General features: G+C 53.8%; 22 protein-coding genes and 1 riboswitch. Of the genes, 10 read left to right on the top strand and 12 right to left on the bottom strand.

Features of this window, described 5'->3' with window-relative positions; all coding sequences use genetic code 11:
- Positions 1-190: 190 nt before the first annotated feature.
- Positions 191-1,069, top strand: a complete 879-nt coding sequence (locus NI000_RS22825) for a metallophosphoesterase (RefSeq protein ID WP_253413695.1) — start codon at positions 191-193, stop codon at positions 1,067-1,069.
- On the opposite strand, the gene NI000_RS22830 is transcribed toward NI000_RS22825, so the two are convergent.
- The 3 genes from NI000_RS22830 to speE form a co-directional block, all read right to left on the bottom strand.
- Positions 1,050-1,679, bottom strand: a complete 630-nt coding sequence (locus tag NI000_RS22830) for a DUF2238 domain-containing protein (RefSeq protein WP_253413696.1) — start codon at positions 1,677-1,679, stop codon at positions 1,050-1,052. The genes NI000_RS22825 and NI000_RS22830 overlap by 20 nt on opposite strands.
- Before the next feature lie 158 nt (positions 1,680-1,837).
- Positions 1,838-2,707, bottom strand: coding sequence for an agmatinase (gene speB / locus NI000_RS22835; protein WP_216795653.1), 870 nt, complete (start codon positions 2,705-2,707; stop codon positions 1,838-1,840).
- A 20-nt stretch (positions 2,708-2,727) separates the two neighbouring features.
- Positions 2,728-3,555, bottom strand: a complete 828-nt coding sequence (speE, locus tag NI000_RS22840) for a polyamine aminopropyltransferase (protein WP_253413697.1) — start codon at positions 3,553-3,555, stop codon at positions 2,728-2,730.
- Positions 3,556-3,847: 292 nt separating this feature from the next.
- Here speE and NI000_RS22845 point away from each other — a divergent pair, with 292 nt between their 5' ends.
- Complete coding sequence (locus tag NI000_RS22845) at positions 3,848-5,905, top strand: transglycosylase domain-containing protein (protein WP_253413698.1); 2,058 nt, start codon at positions 3,848-3,850, stop codon at positions 5,903-5,905.
- A gap of 178 nt (positions 5,906-6,083) precedes the next feature.
- Here the strand turns inward: NI000_RS22845 and NI000_RS22850 are convergent, their stop codons facing one another.
- The gene (locus NI000_RS22850; RefSeq protein WP_253413699.1) at positions 6,084-6,611 is read right to left on the bottom strand and encodes a YwhD family protein; all 528 of its coding nucleotides are present in this window, start codon (positions 6,609-6,611) and stop codon (positions 6,084-6,086) included.
- A gap of 230 nt (positions 6,612-6,841) precedes the next feature.
- Here NI000_RS22850 and NI000_RS22855 point away from each other — a divergent pair, with 230 nt between their 5' ends.
- The 3 genes from NI000_RS22855 to NI000_RS22865 all read left to right on the top strand — a co-directional run bounded on the left by NI000_RS22855 (position 6,842) and on the right by NI000_RS22865 (position 10,672).
- The gene (locus tag NI000_RS22855; RefSeq protein ID WP_253413700.1) at positions 6,842-9,052 is read left to right on the top strand and encodes a M1 family metallopeptidase; all 2,211 of its coding nucleotides are present in this window, start codon (positions 6,842-6,844) and stop codon (positions 9,050-9,052) included.
- Between the two features lie 10 nt (positions 9,053-9,062).
- Positions 9,063-9,875: a hypothetical protein gene (locus NI000_RS22860; RefSeq protein ID WP_253413701.1), complete on the top strand. Its 813-nt coding sequence runs from the start codon at positions 9,063-9,065 to the stop codon at positions 9,873-9,875.
- A gap of 189 nt (positions 9,876-10,064) precedes the next feature.
- Positions 10,065-10,201, top strand: a riboswitch (cyclic di-AMP (ydaO/yuaA leader).
- 3 nt (positions 10,202-10,204) lie between these two features.
- Entirely contained in the window at positions 10,205-10,672 is a 468-nt protein-coding gene (locus NI000_RS22865; RefSeq protein WP_253413702.1) for a C40 family peptidase, read from the top strand.
- Positions 10,673-10,935: 263 nt separating this feature from the next.
- On the opposite strand, the gene NI000_RS22870 is transcribed toward NI000_RS22865, so the two are convergent.
- Entirely contained in the window at positions 10,936-11,562 is a 627-nt protein-coding gene (locus NI000_RS22870) for a DUF975 family protein (protein ID WP_253413703.1), read from the bottom strand.
- A 262-nt stretch (positions 11,563-11,824) separates the two neighbouring features.
- Between NI000_RS22870 and NI000_RS22875 the strand changes: the two genes are divergently transcribed.
- The 4 genes from NI000_RS22875 (at position 11,825) to NI000_RS22890 (ending at position 14,776) form a co-directional block, all read left to right on the top strand.
- Positions 11,825-12,439 carry a TetR/AcrR family transcriptional regulator gene (locus tag NI000_RS22875; protein ID WP_253413704.1) on the top strand — a complete coding sequence of 205 codons (615 nt, stop codon included), beginning with the start codon at positions 11,825-11,827 and terminating at the stop codon, positions 12,437-12,439.
- Between the two features lie 68 nt (positions 12,440-12,507).
- Positions 12,508-13,062, top strand: a complete 555-nt coding sequence (locus tag NI000_RS22880; protein WP_253413705.1) for a hypothetical protein — start codon at positions 12,508-12,510, stop codon at positions 13,060-13,062.
- A 3-nt stretch (positions 13,063-13,065) separates the two neighbouring features.
- Positions 13,066-13,707 carry a GNAT family N-acetyltransferase gene (locus NI000_RS22885; protein WP_253413706.1) on the top strand — a complete coding sequence of 214 codons (642 nt, stop codon included), beginning with the start codon at positions 13,066-13,068 and terminating at the stop codon, positions 13,705-13,707.
- Positions 13,708-13,864: 157 nt separating this feature from the next.
- Positions 13,865-14,776, top strand: coding sequence for an alpha/beta hydrolase (locus tag NI000_RS22890; RefSeq protein ID WP_253413707.1), 912 nt, complete (start codon positions 13,865-13,867; stop codon positions 14,774-14,776).
- Positions 14,777-14,906: 130 nt separating this feature from the next.
- Here NI000_RS22890 and NI000_RS22895 read toward each other — a convergent pair whose 3' ends face one another.
- The 4 genes from NI000_RS22895 to NI000_RS22910 form a co-directional block, all read right to left on the bottom strand.
- Entirely contained in the window at positions 14,907-15,353 is a 447-nt protein-coding gene (locus tag NI000_RS22895) for an OsmC family protein (protein WP_253413708.1), read from the bottom strand.
- 190 nt (positions 15,354-15,543) lie between these two features.
- A complete protein-coding gene (locus NI000_RS22900) occupies positions 15,544-16,065 on the bottom strand; it encodes a DinB family protein (protein ID WP_253413709.1) in 522 nt (173 codons plus the stop codon).
- A gap of 195 nt (positions 16,066-16,260) precedes the next feature.
- Positions 16,261-17,841: a sigma-70 family RNA polymerase sigma factor gene (locus tag NI000_RS22905; protein ID WP_253413710.1), complete on the bottom strand. Its 1,581-nt coding sequence runs from the start codon at positions 17,839-17,841 to the stop codon at positions 16,261-16,263.
- Positions 17,842-18,030: 189 nt separating this feature from the next.
- Positions 18,031-18,483, bottom strand: a complete 453-nt coding sequence (locus NI000_RS22910) for an SgcJ/EcaC family oxidoreductase (RefSeq protein WP_253413711.1) — start codon at positions 18,481-18,483, stop codon at positions 18,031-18,033.
- Positions 18,484-18,614: 131 nt separating this feature from the next.
- On the opposite strand from NI000_RS22910, the gene NI000_RS22915 reads away from it, so the two are divergent.
- A complete protein-coding gene (locus NI000_RS22915; protein ID WP_253413712.1) occupies positions 18,615-19,100 on the top strand; it encodes a MarR family transcriptional regulator in 486 nt (161 codons plus the stop codon).
- Positions 19,101-19,253: 153 nt separating this feature from the next.
- On the opposite strand, the gene NI000_RS22920 is transcribed toward NI000_RS22915, so the two are convergent.
- The 3 genes from NI000_RS22920 to NI000_RS22930 form a co-directional block, all read right to left on the bottom strand.
- Positions 19,254-20,759 (bottom strand): alpha/beta hydrolase family protein, encoded by a 1,506-nt coding sequence (locus tag NI000_RS22920; protein ID WP_253413713.1) that lies wholly within the window; start codon positions 20,757-20,759, stop codon positions 19,254-19,256.
- Positions 20,760-21,488: 729 nt separating this feature from the next.
- A complete protein-coding gene (locus NI000_RS22925) occupies positions 21,489-22,475 on the bottom strand; it encodes a BtrH N-terminal domain-containing protein (protein ID WP_253413714.1) in 987 nt (328 codons plus the stop codon).
- Positions 22,459-23,031 (bottom strand): helix-turn-helix transcriptional regulator, encoded by a 573-nt coding sequence (locus tag NI000_RS22930; protein WP_253413715.1) that lies wholly within the window; start codon positions 23,029-23,031, stop codon positions 22,459-22,461. The genes NI000_RS22925 and NI000_RS22930 overlap by 17 nt, the downstream gene beginning before the upstream one ends.
- Positions 23,032-23,237: the final 206 nt, after the last annotated feature.

Genomic DNA, 23,237 nt, shown 5'->3' on the forward strand with positions numbered 1-23,237 from the left:
CCGCTCCCGGACAAGCCCAGTCGACGGGAGGCGGCGGTTTGCAAGACTCCTTATTCTTGCTAAGATGGTATAGGAATAATGGGCTTCCATTTATGGAAACCAAATGAAGCCTTCATACGTCTGTTATAGTAAGTTTCGGCAGCCACGAGAGACCGCCGGCCAATCCATCCCGAGGAGATTGCTCATTCACATGGATTCCAATGAAAGCAACCGCAATAAAAAGTTGTCCAGAAGATCATTTCTGAAGACATTGACGTTAACCGCCGCCGGACTCGTTGCCCTGCCCGGAGCGACCTACGGATATGCCCGTTATGCCGAGCCGAAATGGCTGGAAGTTACGGAATATACGCTGTCTTTTGCAAGACTGCCCCAACAGTTGGACGGAATAAAAGTGGTGCAGTTCAGTGACGTGCATCTCGGCTTTAATTTTGATACGAAGGACTTGTCGGAACTGATCGGACTCATCAATCGAATCCAACCGGATATCGTATGCTTTACCGGAGATCTGGTGGATTATGCCGTCGGACCCGACGGCGATGCGTATGCCCGCGTTCTCTCGGAGCTGAGGCCTCCGCTGGGAAAATACGCGGTGCTGGGCAATCACGATTACTATAAAGATACTCCGAAAGTTGAAGCTCTATTGAAAAACGCAGCTTTCGAGCTCCTGACCAACAGGATGGTCCGGATTCAGCACCAGGGGAGCAGCTTCGTCATGGCAGGCGTAGACGATCAATGGAAAGGTTACCCCGACATCGACAAGGCGCTGGCCGGCGTTAAACCGGAGGACTTCGTCATTTTGCTGTCGCATTGCCCCGATTTTGCCGACATTGCCGTGCACTATCCGGTTGACTTCCAGCTGTCGGGACATAGCCACGGAGGACAAGTGCGGCTGCCGTTCTACGGGCATGTGATTACGCCGAAATTCGGAAAGAAGTATGTGCTCGGGCATTACGTTCTTGGCGCCGGCAAGCTGCAATTGTACGTCAACCGGGGCATCGGCGTGTCTGAACAACCCGTCCGCTTTCTATGCCGCCCGGAGCTGACGGTGTTCACTTTGCGAAAAGGTTGAAGCGACGCAGCAAGGCCCCCAGCCCCAATACCGCCACGGCCCCGAACATCTCGAGTTCCATATCGTGCTGCGCGTCCCACGGATCGCCTTGCGATCCAAGAAACAGCGCGCCCATCTCGGGGGCCACCAGTCCCGCAACCCACATCTCGATCAACTCGTAAAATGCGCCGGTGGCCAGCACGACGGCAACGGCAAGCGCATCCGCCGCAAATCCTCTCAAGCCCGCAAGCCTCATGAGCGCCTCCCGGATCGGTCCGGCCAGCAGCACTCCGTAAGCCAGATGCACCAGCCGGTCATACGGCAGACGCCCCCCGCCGAACAGCAGCTGCAGCAGCGGATCGATCGGCGTCGCGCCATAGGAGCCGTGCGACCCGTACGTATGAAGCGCCAAAAACAAAGCAATCCCCACATAAGAACCGTGACTGAGCGGAAACAAGCGGTAAGTTCCGATCAGCACCCCCACACACAGAAAAATCAGCAAATTTTCCAGCAGCCAGTCGAACCGGTTTAACGGCGCTATCGCCATCCATGCCCAGAATACCCCGTACGCCAGCAGGACGAAAACCGGAAACCCAGGCTTTGTTGCAGCCAATGATTTTGTCGCATTCAACCGCGGGACCCCCCTCTCTTTATGGCTCTATTGTAGGCCGCATCCAATTGAGGGATAAGTACTAACTTCGACTAGTACCGGGCGGGAAGCCAACGCAAAAAGCCGCCATGCTTCCCATAAGGAGAAACATGGCGGCGGCTGTTTCCGCGCGATTTAGCTTACTTCACCAAGCCGAGCAGCATTTCTCGAATCAGCTTGCTGGCGACAATCTGGGTCTGCTCCGTCGGGTCGTAGGCCGGGGCCACTTCGACGAGATCGGCGCCGACGAAGTTCAATTCGGAGGCGGCCATCGCATGAATCGCCGCGAGCAGCTCCTTGGACGTGATGCCGCCCGCTTCGGCAGTACCGGTACCCGGGGCGCACATCGGATCGAGCACGTCGATGTCGATGGTCAAATAAACCGGACGTCCTGCCAGCTCCGGCAGCACCTTCTTGAGCGGCTCCAACACTTCGAACGGATAGAAGTTGATATTCTCGCGTCCGAATTGGAATTCCTCGCGGGAGCCGGAACGGATGCCGAACTGGTAAACGTTCTTGCCGCCCATGAGCAGCGCCGCTTTGCGGACCGGCGTCGAGTGGGACAACGGCTCGCCTTCGTACTGCTCGCGCAGATCGGCATGCGCATCGATGTGGATGAGCGCAAGATCCGGGTATTTCTTGTATACCTCTTGGATCACCGGCCACGAAACGAGATGCTCGCCGCCAAGGCCGAGCGGGAACTTGCCGTCGGCCAGCAGTCCGCGCACGTATTCGCCAATGATGTCGAGGCTGCGGCCCGGGTTGCCGAACGGCAGCAGCAGGTCGCCTGCGTCGAAATAAGTGATGTCTTCCAAGCTTTTATCCAAATACGGGCTGTATTCCTCCAGGCCGATCGACACCTCGCGGATGCGCGAAGGGCCGAACCGGGAACCGGGACGGAAGCTGACGGTATAGTCCATCGGCATGCCGTAAATGACGGCGCGGGACGCCGCATAGTCGTCCGAGCTCAGAATGAACACATTGCCGGAATATTTTTGATCAAGTTTCATCAGTCGCTAGTCTCCTCCGCTTACTTCGTCAAATCTTCCACGAATTTCGGCAGTACGAAAGCCGCCTTATGCAGACGCGGCGAGTAGTACTTCGTGTCGATCTCCGGAATTTTCGTTTCGTCGACGGCGAGCGGATCGTGTTTTTTGCTGCCCATGGTGAAGGTCCAGAGGCCGCTCGGATATGTCGGAATGTTCGCACAGTAGACGCGGACGATCGGGAAAATTTGCTTCACGTCGCGGTTGACGTTTTGGATCAGATCCGCTTTGAACCACGGATTGTCCGTTTGGGCTACGAAAATGCCGTCTTCCTTCAGCGCGTCGTAGATGCCTTTATAGAAGCCCTGTGTGAACAGGTTTACCGCCGGACCGACCGGTTCGGTGGAATCGACCATGATCACGTCGTACGTGTTCTTATGATCGTGGATGTGCATGTAGCCGTCGTTCACGATCACTTCCACGCGCGGGTTGTCCAGTTCGCCTGCGATGGTCGGCAAGAATTGCTTGGAGTACTCGATGACTTTGCCGTCGATGTCGACCAGCACCGCTTTTTCCACTTCCGGGTGCTTCATGACTTCGCGGATGACGCCGCCGTCGCCGCCGCCGACCACGAGCACGTGCTTCGGATTCGGATGCGTATAGAGTGCCGGATGCGCAACCATCTCATGGTAAACGAATTCGTCCTTCACGGTCGTCATGACCATGCCGTCGAGCACGAGCATCGTGCCCCATTCTTCCGTCTCGATCATCGCGAGATCTTGGAAGTCGGTTTTTTCGGTGACGTGCGTTTTGGTGATTTTTGCCGTAATGCCGAAGTTATCGGTCTGTTTCTCCGTGTACCACAATTCCATATGTAATTCCACCTTTCGTTCGGTTCGTTAGGGCCGGCCGGACAAGGGCCGGAAGACGGGCGGACATCTGCTTTTTTCCAAGGATTCAGCTTGTCTCTGGCATGTCAAATTGTATTATAGAGTATCTCCCCAAAATTGCAAATACAAAGAGGGTCGTTCCGTCCGTTTTTCAAAAAAAATTAACGTTTCCGCCAGCCCTGCGTGAATACGTGCTGCTATGTTTTTCCATACTGGAAATAGAGACGGAAAGCATCAGTGGAAAGACGAAAGGAGCTGACGGAACGTGTCGGATATGCCCAAAAAACAACCTGCGCCAGAACACGGCGGAGCGCTCCGCTTCGCCCGGCGGCTCAAGGCGTGGTTGTCGTTCTCGTTGACGTGCCTGCTGCTTGGCGCCGGAATTATGATCGTGCTGCTGCTGTTCATGCGCTCGCAGGCGCTTCCCGTATCCAAGACGGAGGCGGCATCGGAGATGTACGACGTGCACGGCGAGCTGATCGAAGCGTACGGCGCGGTGAAAAACCGGCAGAGCGTATCGCTGCGGGACATTTCCCCGAAGCTGCTCGAAGCGACGTTGGCGGTGGAAGACCGCACATTCTACCAGCACTACGGGTTCGATCCGAAAGGGATCGTCCGGGCGGCCTGGGTCAACCTCCAGCATATGTCCAAGGTGCAGGGGGCCGGCACGATTACGCAGCAGCTCGCGCGCAATCTGTACTTGTCGCACGAGCGGACGTGGAGCCGCAAAATCAAGGAAACGTATTACGCCGTGCAAATGGAACTGCAAATGAGCAAGGACCAAATTCTGGAGCAATATTTGAATCAAATTTATTACGGGCATGCGACGTACGGCATCGGGGCGGCGGCGAAGCTCTTTTTCGGCAAAGAGGCCAAGGAACTGACGCTGGCCGAAAGCGCGCTGCTCGCCGGCGTCCCGAAAGGACCGCGTTATTATTCGCCCTATTACGATATGGACAGTGCGCTCGACCGGCAAAAAACGGTGCTGCAGACGATGGTGGAAGCAGGTTACATCACGTCCGCCGAAGCGGACCAGGCGGCGCGGGAAAAGCTGCACATTCTGCCGCTGGAGGAGCATAAAAAAGCGGTGACGGCCCCCTACTTCCGCGACTATGTACGAGGCGCGGCGGCCGAGCTGCTCGGCCTCGAAGACAAGGAATTCGTCGAAAGCGGCCTGCGGATTTATACGACGCTGGACTTAAAGGCGCAGGCCGTCGCCGAGGAAGTCGTGGCGAAGCAGCTGGAAAAATATCCGGAGCTGCAGGCGGCGCTTGTCGCCATCGATCCGCGCACCGGGTACGTCAAAGCGATGGTCGGCGGACGCAATTACGCCCAAAACCAGTACAACCGGGCGCTGTCCAGCACGCGGCAGCCGGGGTCGTCGTTCAAGCCGATCGTGTATTTGACGGCGCTGAAGGAACAGGGATTCACTCCGTCCACCCGCTACAAAAGCGAGCCGACGACATTCACCTACGATCAGGGACGGCAATCCTATACGCCGAACAACTTCGGCAACGCCTATTACGATTGGATCGACATGCGGACGGCCATCGCCAAATCGGATAACATCTACGCCGTGCATACGGTGCTGGAAACGGGGCCGGACCGCGTCATCGAAATGGCTCGCCGGATGGGAATCACGAGCCCGATGAAGCCGATGCCTTCGCTCGCGCTGGGCACGTTCCCCGTCAGCCCTTACGAGATGGCCTCGGCCTTCGGCATCCTCGCCAACCAGGGCGTGCGCGTCGAGCCGACGGCTATCGTGCGCATCGAGGACCGCCGCGGGCGGGTGCTGTACGAGGCGAAGCCGAAGCAGGAAACGGTCATTGAGCCCGCCTATACCTACGTGCTGACGCAGCTGATGGAGAGCGTCTTCGACCAAGGCGGCACGGGCAGCCGCGTGTCCAGCGTGATCAAGCGCCCCGTAGCGGGCAAAACCGGCACGACGGACACGGACGCCTGGCTCGTCGGCTATACGCCCGAGCTATCGACCGCCGTCTGGGTGGGCTATGACAAAGGGCGCAACATCAACAACGTCGAATCGCACCTGGCCGCTCCGCTCTTCGCGGAGTTTACGGAGCGGACGCTGGAATCGGTGCCGCCGAAGCTGTTCCCGGTACCGGAAGGTGTCGTGAGCGTATATGTCGACCCGGCGACAGGCAAGCTGGCAAACGACGACTGCCCAGGCTCGCGAATGGAAACGTTCATTCAAGGGACGGAGCCGACGGAATACTGCACGCAACAGCCCGGGAAAAACGATGTGGGCAAATCTGGCAAAGGAAAGCAGAATCGCTCTTGGTGGGAAGACTTGAAGCGCTGGTGGAGCAGCTAAAAGCCGGGGAACCAAAAAGGATGGCGTAAGGCAGGCGGAAAATGTATTGTTAGCGGAAACACAAAAAGGCAGACCTACGGTCTGCCTTTTTGCTGTCCTAGTATATGATGCATATACTAGCCATTAGTATACATCGTTAAAGCAAACGGTACAAGACCGTCACATAATGTACAAAAATTTAATTGGCCAGCGCTTCATGCAGCGCGGCATCGGAACGCTGCCACATGTCCGGATCGTTGTCCACCAGCAATTGCTTGAGCGCCTCTTTTTGCTCCGGCCCGAGATTATCCAGCATGATGCGGCGTTTGAGCGCATAATCCATCCGGTTCACATGGTCGACGAGCAGCTTCCAGCCTTTGCGCGCTTCGGTATCGATCCGCATCTCGCAGGAGGTGACGCCGGCATAGTACTTGCCCTCTTCCTTAAAATCGACCGCCACCCATACGATCCAGCACGGACGGCCGTTCGGCACTTCTTCGGCGTTAACGGTAAACTTGATGCCTTTCTCCACCTTGCTCTTCGCGTGCAGCGCCCCCAGATCGAGATATGCCTCCGCCCCGTCGATAATGACGCTGGAGAGCTGGCTCAGATCGATGGAGCCCTGTCCGAAGCCGCGGTGCTTCGTCTCCTTGCTGCTGATGATGTTCAAGGTCGGCAGCTTCTTCTTCGTATCCGCCGCCTGCGCGTTTTGTTCATTTATATCCATCCGTGCACCACCTGTTTCACGTGATAATAAGCTATTTCCAAAATGTCCCGATCCGCTGCAGCCAAGCGGCAGCCTGAAACTGCAGATATCAAAATTGTACTAAAAAGCGGTCCCCCCGGCAAGTTCGGCTCTTGCGCATAGCCGCCGATTCTTTTTCGATACGGTAGAAATAATCCTCGTCCCCCCCACATATACATGCTGTAGATGCTTGTCAACGGGGTGAATATTGGATGAAAATACGACTCGGCTACCGAATCGCAACATGGGGCTCGATCTTTGCTCTTACCTTCACGGCCACGCTGCTGACGAACGTCCTGCCGGAATCCGGCCCGCAGCCGATCAAGTCGGCGGCAGGGTGGATGCTGCCCGCAGATGCCGCCATTCCTTCCGCCTTTCCTGTAGACGAACCGGCGAACCCGCTGACGATGCTCAAACCCGTCCCTTCGATGACGGGTCGCGCCGTCGTCGCCGCGCCCCGCTGGCCTTACGCCAAAGGACAAGCGGACGGCTCGTCTACGGGCATCTTCCTGCCCTCCGGCGGAGCGCTCCCGGCCAGCGCGCGTCTGAACGAACCGGTCGCACCTCCGCCCGCGCCGCCCAGTCTGCCGGCACGCCCGGCGGAGAAGCCGGCTCCGAAGCCGCTCAGCGACCGGATCGTGGAATATCACCTGAGCGCGGAGCTGGACGCGCAGGGCAAATCGATCCGCGGCACGTCGGCATTGACCTGGAAAAACCCTGGAAGCGCACCCGTTCAGGAATTGTATTTTCATTTGTATCCGAACGCCTTCGAATCGAAGAAATCGACCTTCATGAAAGAGTCCGGCGGAAAGCTGCGGCAGGACGCGAGCAAGGAAGGCAGCTTCGGAAACATGACCGTCAGCTCGATCAAGACGCTGGACGGCAACGAAATCGAGCTCGGCGACCGGATCGAATACGTCCAGCCGGACGACGGCAACAAGGATGACAGAACGCTGATCAAGGTGCCGCTGCCCAAAGCGGTCGGACCCGGCGAGAAGGTGACGCTGCGCACCGATTTTTCGGTCAAGCTGCCGCAGGTGTTCGCCCGGATGGGGTATGCCGGAGATTTCGTCATGGCCGGCCAATGGTTTCCCAAAGTTGCCGTCTATGAACCCAAAGGAGTCCGCGGGCGGGCGGACGAAGGCTGGAACCTGCACCAATATCACGGCAACTCGGAATTTTATTCGGACTTCGGCATCTTCGACGTCAAGCTGAAGGTTCCCTCCGCTTATACCGTAGCGGCCACCGGCTTTCCCACCAAACCCGTCACCGACGACGGCAAGACGAGAACCTACACCTTCTATGCCGACGACGTGCACGATTTTGCCTGGTCGGCCTCGCCGCGTTTCGTTTATTTCGAAGAGCCTTACGCGACTCCCCATCTGCCCGGCGTCCGCATCAAGCTGTATCTCGATCCGAAGCACGAGCGTCTCAAGGCCCGCTACATGACCGCCGCCAAAAAAGCGCTGGCCCGCTATTCCCAATGGTACGGCAGCTACCCGTATTCGACCTTGTCGATCGTCGTGCCGCCCGCAGACGGCAACGGCGCCGGAGGCATGGAATATCCGACGCTCGTGACCGCCTGGGGAGCCGCTGAAGAAAACCCGTCGCTGGAGCTTGAACGGGTCGTCGTGCACGAGATCGGCCATCAGTTCTGGTACGGGATGGTGGCCAGCAATGAATTCGAGGAAGCATGGCTCGACGAAGGCTTCACCTCGTATGCCGAAGACCGGATCATGGAAGCGGAATACGGCGTGCGCCCGAACCTGCTCGTCGAATCGAGCTACATTACGAATCCGGCGGCGCTCAAGCTGCATTCGTGGAACTACGGCGGACACAATCAATACGCCGAGAATGTCTATACCCGCGCGAAGCTTGTGCTCAAGGCGATGGAACGGCAGGCCGGGCTGGAGACGATGGATAAAATTTTGCGCACCTATTTCCAGCGCTGGAAGTTCAAGCATCCGGGTACGGCCGATTTTCAAAGGACGGTCGAGGACGTAACGAAAACAAGCTGGCAGGAATTTTTCCATCAATACATCTATAACGGCATGATGGTCGACTACGCCGTCACCGGAATCAAGGTCCGGAAAGCGGCCGAAAACGGGCAGCCCGTCTATGAGAACAGCGTACAGCTTCGCAAGCTGGGCGGTACCTACCACAATGTGCCGATCCGCTTTCGCTTCGCCGACGGCTCGGAGCTGGATAAGACGTGGGACGGCGTCGACAGCGAAGTAATCATGAAGCTGAATCACGCCTCTCCGCTCGCTTGGGTATCGCTCGATCCGCAGCATTCTATCGTACTGGAAAACAAGCGGATCAACAGCTTTATGAAAACGGAGGTCGACACCAAGCTGTCCGTTCGATGGAACGTGGGGATCGTCAAATTTTTGGAGACCTTGTTCGGCTGGGTCGTCTGGTGAGGTGATGAACATGTGGAATCGGATTAAAAAGGGCTGGGCCATCGCCTGGCATCAGCCGTTCGCCGTCTTCGCTCTATTTCTCTACAATCTGCTGTGGGGCGTCGTCTTGTATAAACTCATTCAGTCAGTCGTGCTCCCCCTCCTTCACCGGTATCCCGGCGGGGCGCTTCCCGGCGAGTCGGTACGGCTGTTCTGGGTGGAGGGCCAATTTCAATTGATGAAGACCGACCTGATCGTACCGTACCTATGGACGGGGCTCGGCCTGCTCGGGCTCCGGATGCTGCTGCATCCCGCGCTGAATGCCGGAGTCTTCTACTCCCTTCGGTACCGGGAGCTGAATGCGGGCTACCGGTTTGTAGCCGGCATCCGCAAGCTGTTCTTCCCGTTCCTCGGGCTGTATGCGCTCCAGCTCGTCCTGACGATCGGCCCGCTTTACTGGCTTGCGCCTCACGCCGCGAAGCAATTCGCCGTCCATGCCTCCTACGCTTCGCTGGGGCAAGCGCTGCTGCCCGCCTTGGCCTTGTACGCCGCCTACCTGTTCCTGCTGCAGCTGCTGTTCCTGTTCCTGCAGATTGGTAAAACGGACGGAAGGTCCACGTTGTACACGCTGCTGTTCGCCTTCCGGCATCTGCCGGTCATCGCGCTGGCCGCGCTGGCGGTCGCCACTCTGTCGATTGTGTTGTCCGCCGCCGTCATGGTGTCGTCTTTCTGGTGGGCAGGCTTCGCGGCGCTCGTTCTCATGCAGGCGTACCGGCTGGTGCAAATGTTCTTCAAGGTATGGGAGATCGGCACGCAGTATGCGCTTTGGGCGGAGAAGGCATAGCCCTATTCCCCCGTTAAAGTTAAATAGTGCCAAAATTCGAGAACGCCGTCTTCCGAAACTGCCGGAAGATGACGTTCTTTTGGCTTATAAACAAAAAGTTTCATAAATAAGCATTGATTTTGTGACAATTATGTGACAAAGGGAGGAAAACGTCATGTTTGCTCGAATATATGTACTCGGAATTAAAAAAAGAAAATTTTGCCGAATTTCTGTTCGCAGAAAACGGGGGATCCATTTTTGGGTGAATTGATCTCGCAGTAGAGTGATCATAGGGAACCTTCAACCGAACCCTCAAGCTAACCTCGTAGGCACCGGAAGGGGAAACTTCTTTGAAAAAGCTTGTAGGTTTTGCATTTTCTTTGACCCTGTTTTGCAGCATTTCGGTCGGTAGCGTTTTTGCAGAAACCCCACTAAGCGCAGCGGTTAACGAGGCTATGGGCACGCCCTACAAGTACGCGGGCACCACGACCAAAGGCTTCGATTGCTCGGGCTATACTTCCTGGGTATTCGACAAATTCGGCGTCGATCTGCCGCATACGTCCAAAGGCCAAGCCGAGCTTGGTACCGAGGTGGCCAAAGACCAGCTTCGTCCCGGCGACCTGGTGTTCTTCAACACCGATGGCAAAGGGATCTCCCACGTCGGCGTATACGTAGGCGAAGGCAAGTTCTATCACTCCGCTACGGATCAAGGCGTCACCGTTACGAAACTCAGTGACTCCTACTACGCCAAGCGTTACGTCACGGCGCGGCGCGTCCTGTCGGACGAGCAGTACACGCAAGTGATGACTGACAAGTAAATTTAACACCTGAACGGAAGTTTCCCGTACCTTCGAAAGCCCTCAGCGTTTGCCTGCTCTGCGTTCGTTCCAACGAACAGCCGACCGGACAAGCCTGCAGGGCTTTCCGTCTTTAGCGGAAGAAGAGCTGGCCTCTCTCGGTTCAACGGTTGTGAATAAGCACAAAAAACAGAGTTGCCTGCCGTCATTCGACGGAGACAGCTCTGTTTTTGTGATACGCTTGCCGGAAGCCCGCTCCGGGGTTTGCCTGCGATCATGGCAAATTAGAGAGTATAGCTGCGAGGCGCTTCCTCATAGGGCGTGGAAAAATTCTGGTTTTTCAATTCCTCGTAGAAAGCAGCCATCGCCGCATAGATATACGGTTGCACCCAAAACATGCCGAGGCCGAACGGAATCATGCCGAGCAGAATCCATCCGATAAAGCTCAAATAAAGCATAAACAGCCGGGTCTTGTGTCCGTTCATCATTTCCTTGCTTTGACGCAAGGCATCGAGGGCCGGTATTCCCGGATTGTCGCGCATAATGAAATACGCTTGCGAGTAGCTCAAAGCTGCAATAACCCCCGGTACAATAAGAAGCAGCGACCACAAGAAAATGAAGATGCCCGACACGAGATTTAAAACGAAGGCATTTCCGAACTGGTTGTTATTGAATCCGTCGAACAAATTGCTGACCGACGTCAGTTCGCCGCGAACCGTGCCCAGGTAATAACCGTACAGGCCGTACGTCAAAGGTCCGGTAATCACGATAGCGCCAATCCATCCGATCAACGGAATGTTCGCCATCACGGAAAGAATAATCCCATAAATGAAAACGCCAAGAACCGCGTTCACCCAGTTCCCTTGCAAGCTTTCCCTCGCCATCCGGCGAAGCTCTGAATTTGTCAGCATACCAAAACTTCCACTCCCGCTAAAAAATTTTTACGCGCATCCAACGGTTACCCGTCCATTCGGCATGTACTATATGATATCTGGTAAAAGCAGGGCATTTCAATGTGATTTTCGACACAATTTGTCAAAAATTCTGGTAAATTAGACCTATTTTTTCACTCTCCTGCCAGCCCATGTGACTTTGAAACCATCGATCTTGTACACGTCAACATATTGACTGTCCGGTTGGTCAGTTATATAATGATCCGGAAAGGAGCTTCACATGGACCCTAAAGTACACGATAAGCGCATGGAAAAGGGCGAACAAACCCGGATACGAATTTTACACGCTGCGATTGCCTTCATTTCGGAGCACGGTATCAAAGAGGTATCGGCGGCCAAGCTCGCGCAGCTGACAGGCGTGAGCAAAAGCAATATATTTCACCATTTCAAATCCATCGACGAAATCCTTCACGGCGCGCTCCATATTTTGTTCGACGAGCTCCTTGAGCCAATGACGCAGGAATATCGGGACTTGGAGCAGTTTCTTCATCAGCTCGGACAGTCCGTATTCCGAGTGCCGGAACCATATCTTAAAGCGTTCAAAGCGTTCTTCTCCTTTTATCATGAAGGAATGTTCAATGCGGAGTTTCGAGAAGCCCTCCTAAGCTGTACCGATAAAATCACCGAGCTCTTACGCCATCAGCTCAACCGGCTGGCTCCCCGCCCCCTCGACGAAAAAACGCTGGAATCCGTGACTGCGCTTCTCTTTTCGCTCATGGACGGCATGGGCCTGCATTATTTGCTGAATGGAAACGCTCAGCTCTACGAACAAGCTTGGCAGCTGCAGGTTAGCATGCTCTGCCGACACTTGGCCGAAGACGACTCCCCGGCGTAAGCCGGAGCTCGTTTCGCATAAAACTGACCGTTCGAACGGTCATATTTTGAGTCTAAGGAGGATTTGTCATGAAACCTGTAAACATCCCGGCCTTTTTTCATGAAGTGTTCGGCAAAAGATCGACCGTCTTGGAGTTGGCGCTAACCTTAGGTTTTGGCGTCGGCATGAGCGCGGCGCTCCTTGCTCTGACGTATTCCGAGTGGAGCGGGCTTGTCCTGTGGCAGCTGCTTGCCATTCTGCTCTTGGCACTGGACATCCATGGCGGCGTCATTGCCAACTTCACGCTATCGACCAATAACCATTACCAGGCTCATCCGGTAGCGCGACTGGTGTTTATCGCCATTCATGTTCAACCCATTCTGCTCGCTGCCGTCTTGGGGGAGCACTTTATTCCCTGCCTTTTCGTGTGGGGCTATACGATCGTGTCGGCTTTTATCGTCAATGCCCTCCTCGGGCATCCGGCTCAACGAACGATTGCGGCGGTTTTCGTATGCACCGGGTTTGCCGGTCTGCTGCTATTCTTCGCCTCGATCCCCAAGCTTCTTCTCGTCATGCTGTTTTTCTTTATTTTTAAAGTCGTATTCAGCTTCGCGGTGGATCATTATGCGCGGAGGGAGCGTTAGAAGATGACGGACCGGGACCATTCAACCTGCGGCCGGGAAATTATCCGTTTGGGAACTGCACACGCCGCTCAAGCTAGGGACATTTTGCCGAAAGCCTTCTCCGATGATCCGATGTTCTGCCATCTGTTCCCGGGGACAAAGCGATCCATTCATATCGGGCATTTTTTTATCTTTTTATTTCATAAGAGCTTGCTGCTGCAGGAAATGCTGATCGGCGTGCAAGAACACGGTACGCTGCGGGGCGCCGCATGCGTAGAGCTTCCGACAAGCTATAAAGATGCGGGATTCCTCGCAAAAGCGCGATTCCTCTGCCGGGCAATCGGGCTTTTCTGTCAAGTTCCGCCGCGCTCGTTTGCTTTGATCAATGAGTATATGCGGCTCACGACATCCGTCCGTCCCTCCGTCCCTCATCATTATTTGGTATTTGTGGGTGTCGACCCCGAGCATCAAGGGACAGGGCTGGGCAAGCTGCTGCTGAACGAAGTTCATGCGCTTGCAGATCAGGACCCGACATCTGCGGGCATCGGACTCGACACGGAAAACGAGGACAATGTTCTCCTGTATGAGCGGTTCGGATATCGGCTCGTAGAGAAGAGAAACCTGGGCGGCGTTACCATTTACTGCATGTTCAGACCGCGCCCCTAGAGTTCAGTAAGCATAGCCGCCGATCCACCGAAAGAATTCCCTGTCCTTTTCGGATTAGGGCTCATGGGATTTCCGGATATCGTCCATGGCTCTGCAGGGAGCCGTGCTTTATAATTTGGAAATGATCGTCCTTTGCAGGAATTTGATCGGTTCAGAAATGCAGAATCAGGGAGGAAGGAACACCGTGGTCGATCAAACAAGGGAATCATCCGCAACGGAGGGACAGACTGCTGCCGAAGGCTTGGTGACCCTTCCTCGAACAGAACAGCGCATCATGCGTTCGCGGGCCGAAAATCGCGAATATCGCATTTTCGTCGCCAAGCCGGACGTTGAGCCGCCTCCTTCGGGATATCCGGTCATCTATTTGCTCGATGCAAATTCCGTGTTCGGTACGATGGCCGAGGCGATACGCTTGCAGTCGAGAAGGCCGGAGAAGACCGGAGTCGTTCCGGCCGTGATCGTCGGCATCGGCTATGATACGGAAGGGCCGTTTTCGAACGCCCGCTATTACGATTTCACGATGCCCGTACCCGCAGCGGAACTGCCTCAAAGTCCGCGCGGAACGGAGTGGCCGGAGCTGGGCGGAGCGGATGCTTTCTTGAATTTCATCGAAGAGGACCTGAAGCCGGAGATCGAACGCGAGTTCAGCATCGACCGCGGCAGCCAAACGATTTTCGGCCATTCACTTGGCGGCCTCTTCGTGCTGCATGCGCTTTTTACAAGGCCGGGGACGTTCCAGGCGTACGTCGCAGGAAGTCCTTCCATTCATTGGGGCAAAAGAATTCTGCTGGAAGAAGAACGGCAATTCGCCTCCCGGTTGGAGAAGGAGCCCCGCAGCGTCGGAGTGCTGCTTGCGGTGGGAGAGCACGAAAAACATCATCACAGCCATATGAACGATAATGCGAAGGAGCTTGCGGGACGGCTGTCCGCTCTCGCGAGCCGCGGAGTGCGTGTGAAGTTCCACGAGTTCGAGGGTGAAGGGCACGTCTCGGTGCTTCCTGTGTTGATCAGCCGCGCGCTACGGTTTGCTTCGGAAGGCGATCAGCAGCTAGAGGTTGGTCGTCCGTAATCTTGTGGGTTGAGCGCTCCGGAGGCGAAAAGATGCAGGAATAAAGCGCAAAAAGAGCTGCGGCAGTTGCCCGACGGCAATCTGCTGCAGCTCTAACCATCCGCGTCCCCGCGGCTTTTTTCATATTCTCTTAGCTCTCGATAACGATGCTGTTTAATTTGAGACTGACCGGATTGGCGATCGTATCTCCTACCGGGCATTTGCTCTCGATGAACCGGATAAATTCGTCTACCTTGTCCTTCGGTGAATCGGTTTTAATTCGAAACGTATAGCGGATTTCGGAGTAGCCCGGACGAACCTCCGAGCGGTTGAAAAATCCGTCGAGATCAAGATCGCCCTCCACGTCTACTTGGAAATCGTCGAGTTTGACCCCGAACTTGGGTGCATAGACTCTGGCTACGATCGATTGGCAAGCGCCTAGCGAAGCCAGCAGCGCTTCCACCGGATTCATTCCGGTATCCGTCCCGCCCAAGCTTTTCGGCTCGTCGATAGTCAGCTCGAACTGTCTGGAACGGGCCTTTACTTTCACTCCGTCTTGCAAATGTGCTGTTGCTTTGAAGGTTTGAACCGCGGCCATAGTATACTCTCCTTTGATTATCGAGTGCGTTCCGGCTTCCCAAAAACCAACTTATTAACTAGGTATTGTGGGTATTATAGGATGGTTTTGGTATTTTGTCAATGATACCGGGGCGATCAGATAGCCTCCCTTGCAAAGAAAGCAGTCTGGCCCCAAGGCGCCAGACTGCTTCTGATTTAACATGCTGCTATTAGGATTGACTTAAAGTGTACAGATAGAAGCCAAAATCCGTCGGCGTGCCGGGATGCCCGAGCTGCCTGAGCATGGCGGTAACGTTCCCCCGATGATACGTGCCGTGATTGACGAGATGCTGGATAAAATCGACATACCGTGCTTTGAATTCGCCAGATGGACACATCGCTTCAAGATCTTCATGCTGTGCGATATACGTCCGGAATCGGACGCTCAGTCCGGTCATCAGCCGGCCCAGCTCTTCCATCGTCTTGCCTTCCGTTTCGGCCACCAACCGGTTCGTCGTTTCTTTCAGTTCCTCAATATAGTCGGCGGTCATCTCCGTGACGCCGCCCCCGGCAAGGAACGTCAGCCAGTTGCAATCGATCACATAGATATGCGTCATGGCATCGTAGATCGTCGGAAACACGCTTGCGATTTCCTTGCGGTACACATCCTCGGAAAGCTCTTGCAGATAGGCGCAAACCTTCGTATTCGCCCATACGTGGTAATCGTACTGCTGAAGTGCATGCTGTTTCAAACTATTTTCCCCTCTCAGGCGGGGAATCGCACGGTTTACGGGCAATTAGGCACTAATCCCCGCATGAAGTTTGCCCTGAACGCTGTTTGTTTTCATAACAAACGCCTCCCTGTTTCTTGACTTGTAAACCATTATACCATAACAGGCGGGGCCAGAAGAATGATTCGCACCCTAAAATCGAACCGGCCGCCGTCATCACTCTCCAGCGGCCGTCCATGGAACGAGCGTGTTTTGAGACGCATCCCAGCGCCAAGGGGCCGACCGTCCTTGCAGACGTACGCCGCCGTACCATTCGTCGATGCCGTTTAAAGCAATCCAATCCGCTTCCCCGTCCAGCACCCTTCTGCCTGCTTCCGTTAATGCAACCGTACCGTGACGAAATGACGGCGCCGGGTCCTTATAACCAGGAAAAGCATTGAAACCTTCGAGCTTCAGCAACGGGTGCGGACCTTGCGTAAGTTTAGCCAAACGGTGCCAGTATTGAAGATCTCCCATGCCCAGCCCATGAAGCTCTTTTCCTACATGCCCGAACAAGTCCAGCGGAGAAGTCATGCCGCCGCGGATCATCTCCAGTGTGGTTTGTTCTACAATGCCAAGTCCGTTCCGGATCGCAGGAAACCGCGATAAATGAAGCCGAAAAGCGTCGTGCACATAGGGCAGCGCAGAGGTATCTTCCTCTTCAAGCAGTTGAACTAACTTGCCCGGGTCCGGGGCGCAGTAAGCCTCCCAGACGATTGTGCCCAGTTCGAGCTGCTCTTTGCCAACCGACTGCCAAGTGCCCGACAAGGTCGCCATTTGGTTCACGGACAGCTGCCCCAACCCCCGAAAAAGCTCGATTCCCGGGAAGGCCCCGATACACAGCAAGCTTAGCTTCGTTGCGCCTAACGACTGCTGCGCAAACCAATGCAGCAAACAACACAGCATCGTCTGATCGAACAGATCATACTCGAACCACAGCACGATTTCCTCATAGTTGCGAAAGTCTGCGCGTACCTTCTCCTGCTCTTCGCTTATTCGTATAAATTCCGCACTCGGAATTCCCAGCGCCTGCTCCAAATAGCGCGCCCGAACCGATCGATTGGCCTCCTGAGCCGGGTTGGTAAATACCGGTCCTTCGGGATACACCTCTCTCCAGACAAGTATGTCGCCTTGGACGACGCCCTGCCGCAGCTTTTCCGCAACAATATCGCCATTAACAATGTGCAGCATTCGTTTCCCTCCTTCGTACAATTGGTGAAACACGGAGACGAAATCGGCAACGGGGAGCGTTCCTTTCAGCTTCGCACGGGCGTCGAACAGCCGCTTTTTCAACACCGGAACTGACGTTCCTAAATACGCGGAAATCTCTTGCAGAGAGTAGCCGTGAAAATAAAACAGTTGGACCGCGACGCGCAAGTTGGACGATAAAGCGGCTATGGAATCGTAAAGCAACTGATGCATCTCTCTTCTTTCGACAATCTCCGGTACGCTTGGTTGTCGCCCGATCGTTTGCGTCAATTGATCGAACGGCACCGTAGTATGCCGTTTCCTCCGCACGAGACGGTGACATTGACGAATCACGATCGTTTTGAACCATCCGGGAAAAGCTTCCGCATCCTTCAGCTTGTGCAAATGGACAAAAACTTCCGCAAACGCCTCCTGCACGGCATCCTCCGCCAAATAGGAATCGCGCAGCCTCTCGTACGCGACCGTATAAGCCATCGCTTCGAAGCGCCGGACGATAAGGTCAAACGCTTCCCGGTCTCTCTGTTTTGCCTGTTCAATCCACTGCAGCATGTGAGTTTCGCCCCCTTTCATTGCCGCTCCAGTATAAGGTGCCGAAGGAGCACACAAAGGTTACAAAAGCTTCGCAAGTTCTATGATAACGCAAATAAACTAAAAAGGGGCTGCTCCAAGCTGCCCAAAAGCAGCCCGCTGCAACCCCACCGCCGTTTTGCACGAAGCCTCGTCCTTACTTGGTAACAATTAACCCCTGCCTCCCGGAATTTCTTGAATACGGCAATTATGGAACGCTGTAATTTTCCACACTCCGTTTTGATTGACCACCACGTTCGTATTGATGGATCCCCGGTCCGTCGAGTCCTGCGCCGGATCTGCCAATTTCGCCTCCCCGATCCCATGGACAATGGCTACTTCCGGGGTGACGAACCGCGGCCGTAGTTCGGCGGCAGCACTGGATTCCAAGGTCGACCCTTTGAGCGGACCGTTAAATAACCACTGATGGACCTCCGCGATCTGCTTCCTCCCTTTTAAATGCTGCCCCATAAACGTCACGTAATCCGCATCCTCCGTGAAGCATTCGCCAAAAGCCGCTCCGTCGCCCCGATTCCAGGCATCGCTTAACGCCGTAAACAATTCCTGCATCGCTTGCATGTCTCTTTGCTGGTATTCCATTTCCAGTTCCGTCCTCTCGATCATTGGATTTTTGGCTGTGCTTTCCTTATTGTGATATACTGTTGACCAGATAAATGCTTAATCCATAAATTTTCTTAACAAATTATATATCTTAATTAATTAAGATATTTTCATCTTATACCGGAGGTCTCCTTATGTCAAGCGATCAACGCAATCATACTGTCCCGCAGCTTACTCCCTTGCAGCAGGAACTGCTCCTCGAATTGCGCCAAAATAGCGCGCGGGCCGTCATGTTCCACCAGCTCATCTCCGAGAAGCTTGGACTGAATGCCACGGATCACAAATGCCTCGACTTTCTGAACAGCGCCGGACCGGTAACCGCCGGACGGTTGGCCGAGTTAACCGGTCTAACCACCGGGGCGGTCACGAACGTGATCGACCGGCTGGAACAGGCGGGATATGTGATAAGGGATAAGGACCCGAACGACCGCCGGCGCGTCGTCGTCAAGCCTACCGGCCGGGAATCCGAAACGATCCCCCCGCTATTCGACTCGGTCTTCCGGGCAACGCACAACATTATATCGGGCTATAGCGAACAGGAGCTGTGCGTGATTCTCGATTTTATCAAGCGGTGCAACGCGATGACTCTGGAAGAGATGAACAGGCTGAAGCAGGAGTAGTAAGCCTGGGTAAAAAAGAAAAGGGCCGCAACAGTCAGCCCATGCTGGTCTGTCGCAGCCCCCAAAACCGCGTCTGCCGAGCCACGCTTAAGGAAACGGGTACGATAGCTCATAGAGAACAGGCTGCCGCGATATCGGTAGCCTGTTCCGTAATTATAATAGCGAGGTTACGAACTTCACCTCCGGAAAGCGGCTATCGGGTCCTTTCATTAAGATTCCGCCTTGATTTTTCAGATACATATCGAAGAAATCCAGCATATAGGCATTGATAACGGAGTTCGCTCTTTCGGGCGCAATCTTTCCTGTAATGCCCAGCATTTTGAAAATCGGAGAAATGAACTGTGCGTCGGTAAAATTCAAATGCTCCGTATTGTCGATATAGAGGAATTGTCCCCCTGCGGCAACCGTTTCGCGCATCCGTTCAAGCTCCAACTTTTTGTATTCCGTTTCTTGATCTACCCACTCTCTTGTGTTGCCTATACGGTTAAGCTCTGCATCCGTGTAGACCCGGTTATCCATCACCATTTTTAATCTTTCGAATACGCTTTCCGAGTTCATGAACAAAAACGGCTTTCGCAGACCCTCTCTGTCACGCAGTCGATAAAGCCCTCCATCAATGTCTATTCCAACCGCGATTCGCGGATCGTAAGAAGCGTCATAGGCCGTCGCTCCGCCGATGGAATGACCGAACACCCCGACATGACCGAGATCAATCCTCCCTTTTAGCTGACTTGGAATGTGCCCCGATTGGATGAGCTCGAATTGGTCCAGCGCAAACGCCACATCGTCGGTTAACACTTTTCCCAACTTGTCGCGGTTTCCGCTTTCCGTCCGGAAATCATGGTCGGGCGAGAATAAGTCGTTGGTTGTGCTGGTCGTGATTTGACCGTCCGGAAACTCGGTTGCAAATGTATTGTAGGTGTGGTCGATCACTGCCACGATATATCCGTGACTCGCGAGATTTTCGGCTTGCGACGTGTGGAGGAACCTGGAGGAACTGAAGCCGGGATTCGCAAGGATCAGCGGGTATGAAGTCTGTGCCGAAGAGACTTCGGCCCCCGAATAAGCATGACTGGATACGTACTTCAGGTGTTGAAAAGTAAACCCGGGAAGGCCATAGTTCGCCGCCATATAACGTAAAATCCGGGTATCGGGGATAAAGGGAGCGTACTTGCCGGTGCCAGCTTGAGCCGGATACCATACCTGAACCATCAACTCCCTCTTGCCTGTCGCGGGTTTTCCAAATGTCTCCTCCCGGTTTGGATCGACGAAATGAAAGACTTGCGTGCCTACCTTCAACTCGCCGGTTGGCGCCGGAAGGTCGAATACGGGAAACACATAGAGGAAGCACGCCGTTACGATTAACCCAATCACGATAAAAAGGCGGCCCAGCACCCTACGGATTCGCGAGGCAGTCCGAACGGCTTTCTGCGTTATGAAAACGTCTATAAGCGAAAGCATAAGCATCAGGATCGTAAATCCGTATAAAAATAAAAGCTGAACCCTGTATCCTTCGACAAGCAAATGTATCACTAAAAAAATGGAGCCGGCTCCGCTTGTCAGGAGCAAAGCTGATCTTCGGATACGTTGATTGAAAATGAATAGGAGTGCCAACAAACAAGCACTTGAAAAGAATAGCAGCATTTCAAAAAGCCTCACGCCAACTCCCCCTAAAAACTAATCCCATCGATGGATAGGATTAGTTTACAGGAGCAACTAGGTTGATACCATTGATCTAGATTACAATTGCCTTACACTCTTGTAAGGTTGCGCTACGATGGCGCAGAAAACGGCATGTTATGTGCTGGCTCCTGCCCTTCGGCCGGGGTTGTTTGTTTCACAATTGAGAAGACAGCTCAACAACAGGTCACTTACTCACCACCTGTCACAGCCCTCCGACCCGCGTCCGACGCGGCCTTTCAGCTCTTACTCTTCTCCAGTCGCAATCGGATTCCCCTCATACGAAATCCAATCGCTCCAGCTTCTTATTCCCCCACGAACCCCTATGCTCGAATAGTTCCAACGCCGACAAATGGGGGTTCCGAGCAGCGCGGCGGGAATGCTTCGGAGGACATGCCAGTGCCCGTGTGCTACGACCTCCCTTGGCTACGCTTGGGAGCAATTCAAGAACAAGAAGCCCGTGGAGGACGGGGTTGGCGAAACAGTATGGTTTGAGCTAAGAGGAAGTATCCACCTGTGGCTGGGTCAAGCCGAACGGATCGCCAACAAAAGGCCAAGTGAAGCAAGGTAACCACCCCAAAGTGTGGATGGGCTGGGTTGTGGACGGATAGAGCGCTGCAACGCTGTTGTTTGCAGCCTGTTGGCGGTTGTTTGCGTCTACCCTAATGTCGATTCAAAACGAGTTAAGTTGCGAAACCAATTATAAAGTTAAATTGTCAATACAAACTCCATGGCTAATCGTTCTTTCTCCGCAATGTCGACTAGAAGCTCGGATGCAAGTCTTAGCTCCTGTTGATTTCCGGTTCTTCCCGCATTATCAATCGATGCCGAAACACCGTTCCACATCGGCGCGATTTCCGTAAACAGAAAGTATGCCTGCTCTAATTTAGAATCACCGAACAAATCCACGCATTCTTTTAGAAAATCTCTATACAGGTTTCGAAATAAGGCGCCGCCGGTCCCCGCTCTTTCCATCAATAAAGCGGTCAAACACAGATCTTTCTCTAAATGCTTGCTTCTAGAAGGCCAATTCAGGATTTCACCGCTCATTTTTTTGATTCCTTTATTGCCCATATTGCGGATAGGCGGATTCAAATAGTCATGAGCATTGTTGATAAGGGATGATCGTATGGCGGGTGCAAGCGGCGGAAGGGTATCCGTTTGCTCGATCGTAAAGGAGCGATTCCTGGAGCTCATGGGCCCCTTTGCGTTTCTTGCCATAGTCAAATTCGACAATCGCGTTGTCACGAGTCCGCCTTGTTGGCTTGTGTCTGCCATATAGGCATATTCGTCATCCATGCCATATATCACCGCATAGTGGGCTGCAAAGTGTATTTTGTTCGTAAAGTAATCTAAATAATACGAATCTAATTTAAGTCCCACAGGAATTCCACGGTCTATGCAGCTTTGCACGTTCTGCCATGCTTTTGTAACAGACGAGGTTTCTTGCACCCTGATATTCAAATTGAGCCGGGATGCTATGCAAGCAGACAGTTCATCAGGCTTTACTCTACCCCCAATAAAAGGAAAGTCCATTCCCTTCGAATCCCAATAAATGAATCCCAAACCTTGCCCTATACCGAATAACATCGGCTCCGATAATCGAACACCTTTATGTTGAAGGAGATTGCCCATCGCTGTCGTCTCGCAGTGTTCTCCCTGAAAAAGAGCAAAACCTTCAATCAACATGGGCATGTCCCTCCAGTTCCCCTGTTAGTTCACTGATCAGATTTGCGACAAATGTCTTTTCAGTCTCGATGAGACTCATCGGGTGAAGGAAAAGAGCCCTAACGTGCAATGGCAATCGATAGCCGCCTTGCGATTCATATTTCTGACCTAAGTTCCTCAATGTCTCCTCTAGAAAGTTCTGCCGTTTCCGCAAAGCTTCCACGGCTTCATCTTTCCCTATAAAAGGGAGAGCCGCGAGTCCGAGATCGAAACGGTTATCCCGTTCCCGCGCAGAAGCTAGGCTTACGATGATTTCATTCCTTAATGTTTCTATCCCCGCTTCCATCATGACATACGTAGACGGCACAGGTCCTTTGCCAGACTTATGGACGGAATCTTCGGATCGGATCAGTCGTTTGTCTTTCAGTTTCTGCAATCCGACGTAAATAGAAGTCGTACCTATATTCGCCCATTCCCTGTAGCCTCTAAGCTCTATTAACTTATTGATTTGGTACCCCGACGCTTGTTTGGATTCCGCAATAATTTGCAGCAACATAAATTCCACGTTGGAAAGAGAATTCATTGTTTATCTCCTTTTTATATTACATATATGCAATATAACATTAGTGAAATATAAAATCAAGAAGAGCTACCCTAGCATGACGGTCGGACTCTTGCTCCCAAGCCAAAGACACCGCGCACGTTTGTGGATGGATATACTGGACGAGCTTTTCAACAGTAACCTGTCTCAATTGTTGAACCGTGGCTGGCTCTGGGCCTGCTGCAACT

It is taken from the genome of Paenibacillus tyrphae, from assembly GCF_024158745.1.
GTDB lineage: Bacteria > Bacillota > Bacilli > Paenibacillales > NBRC-103111 > Paenibacillus_G > Paenibacillus_G tyrfis_A.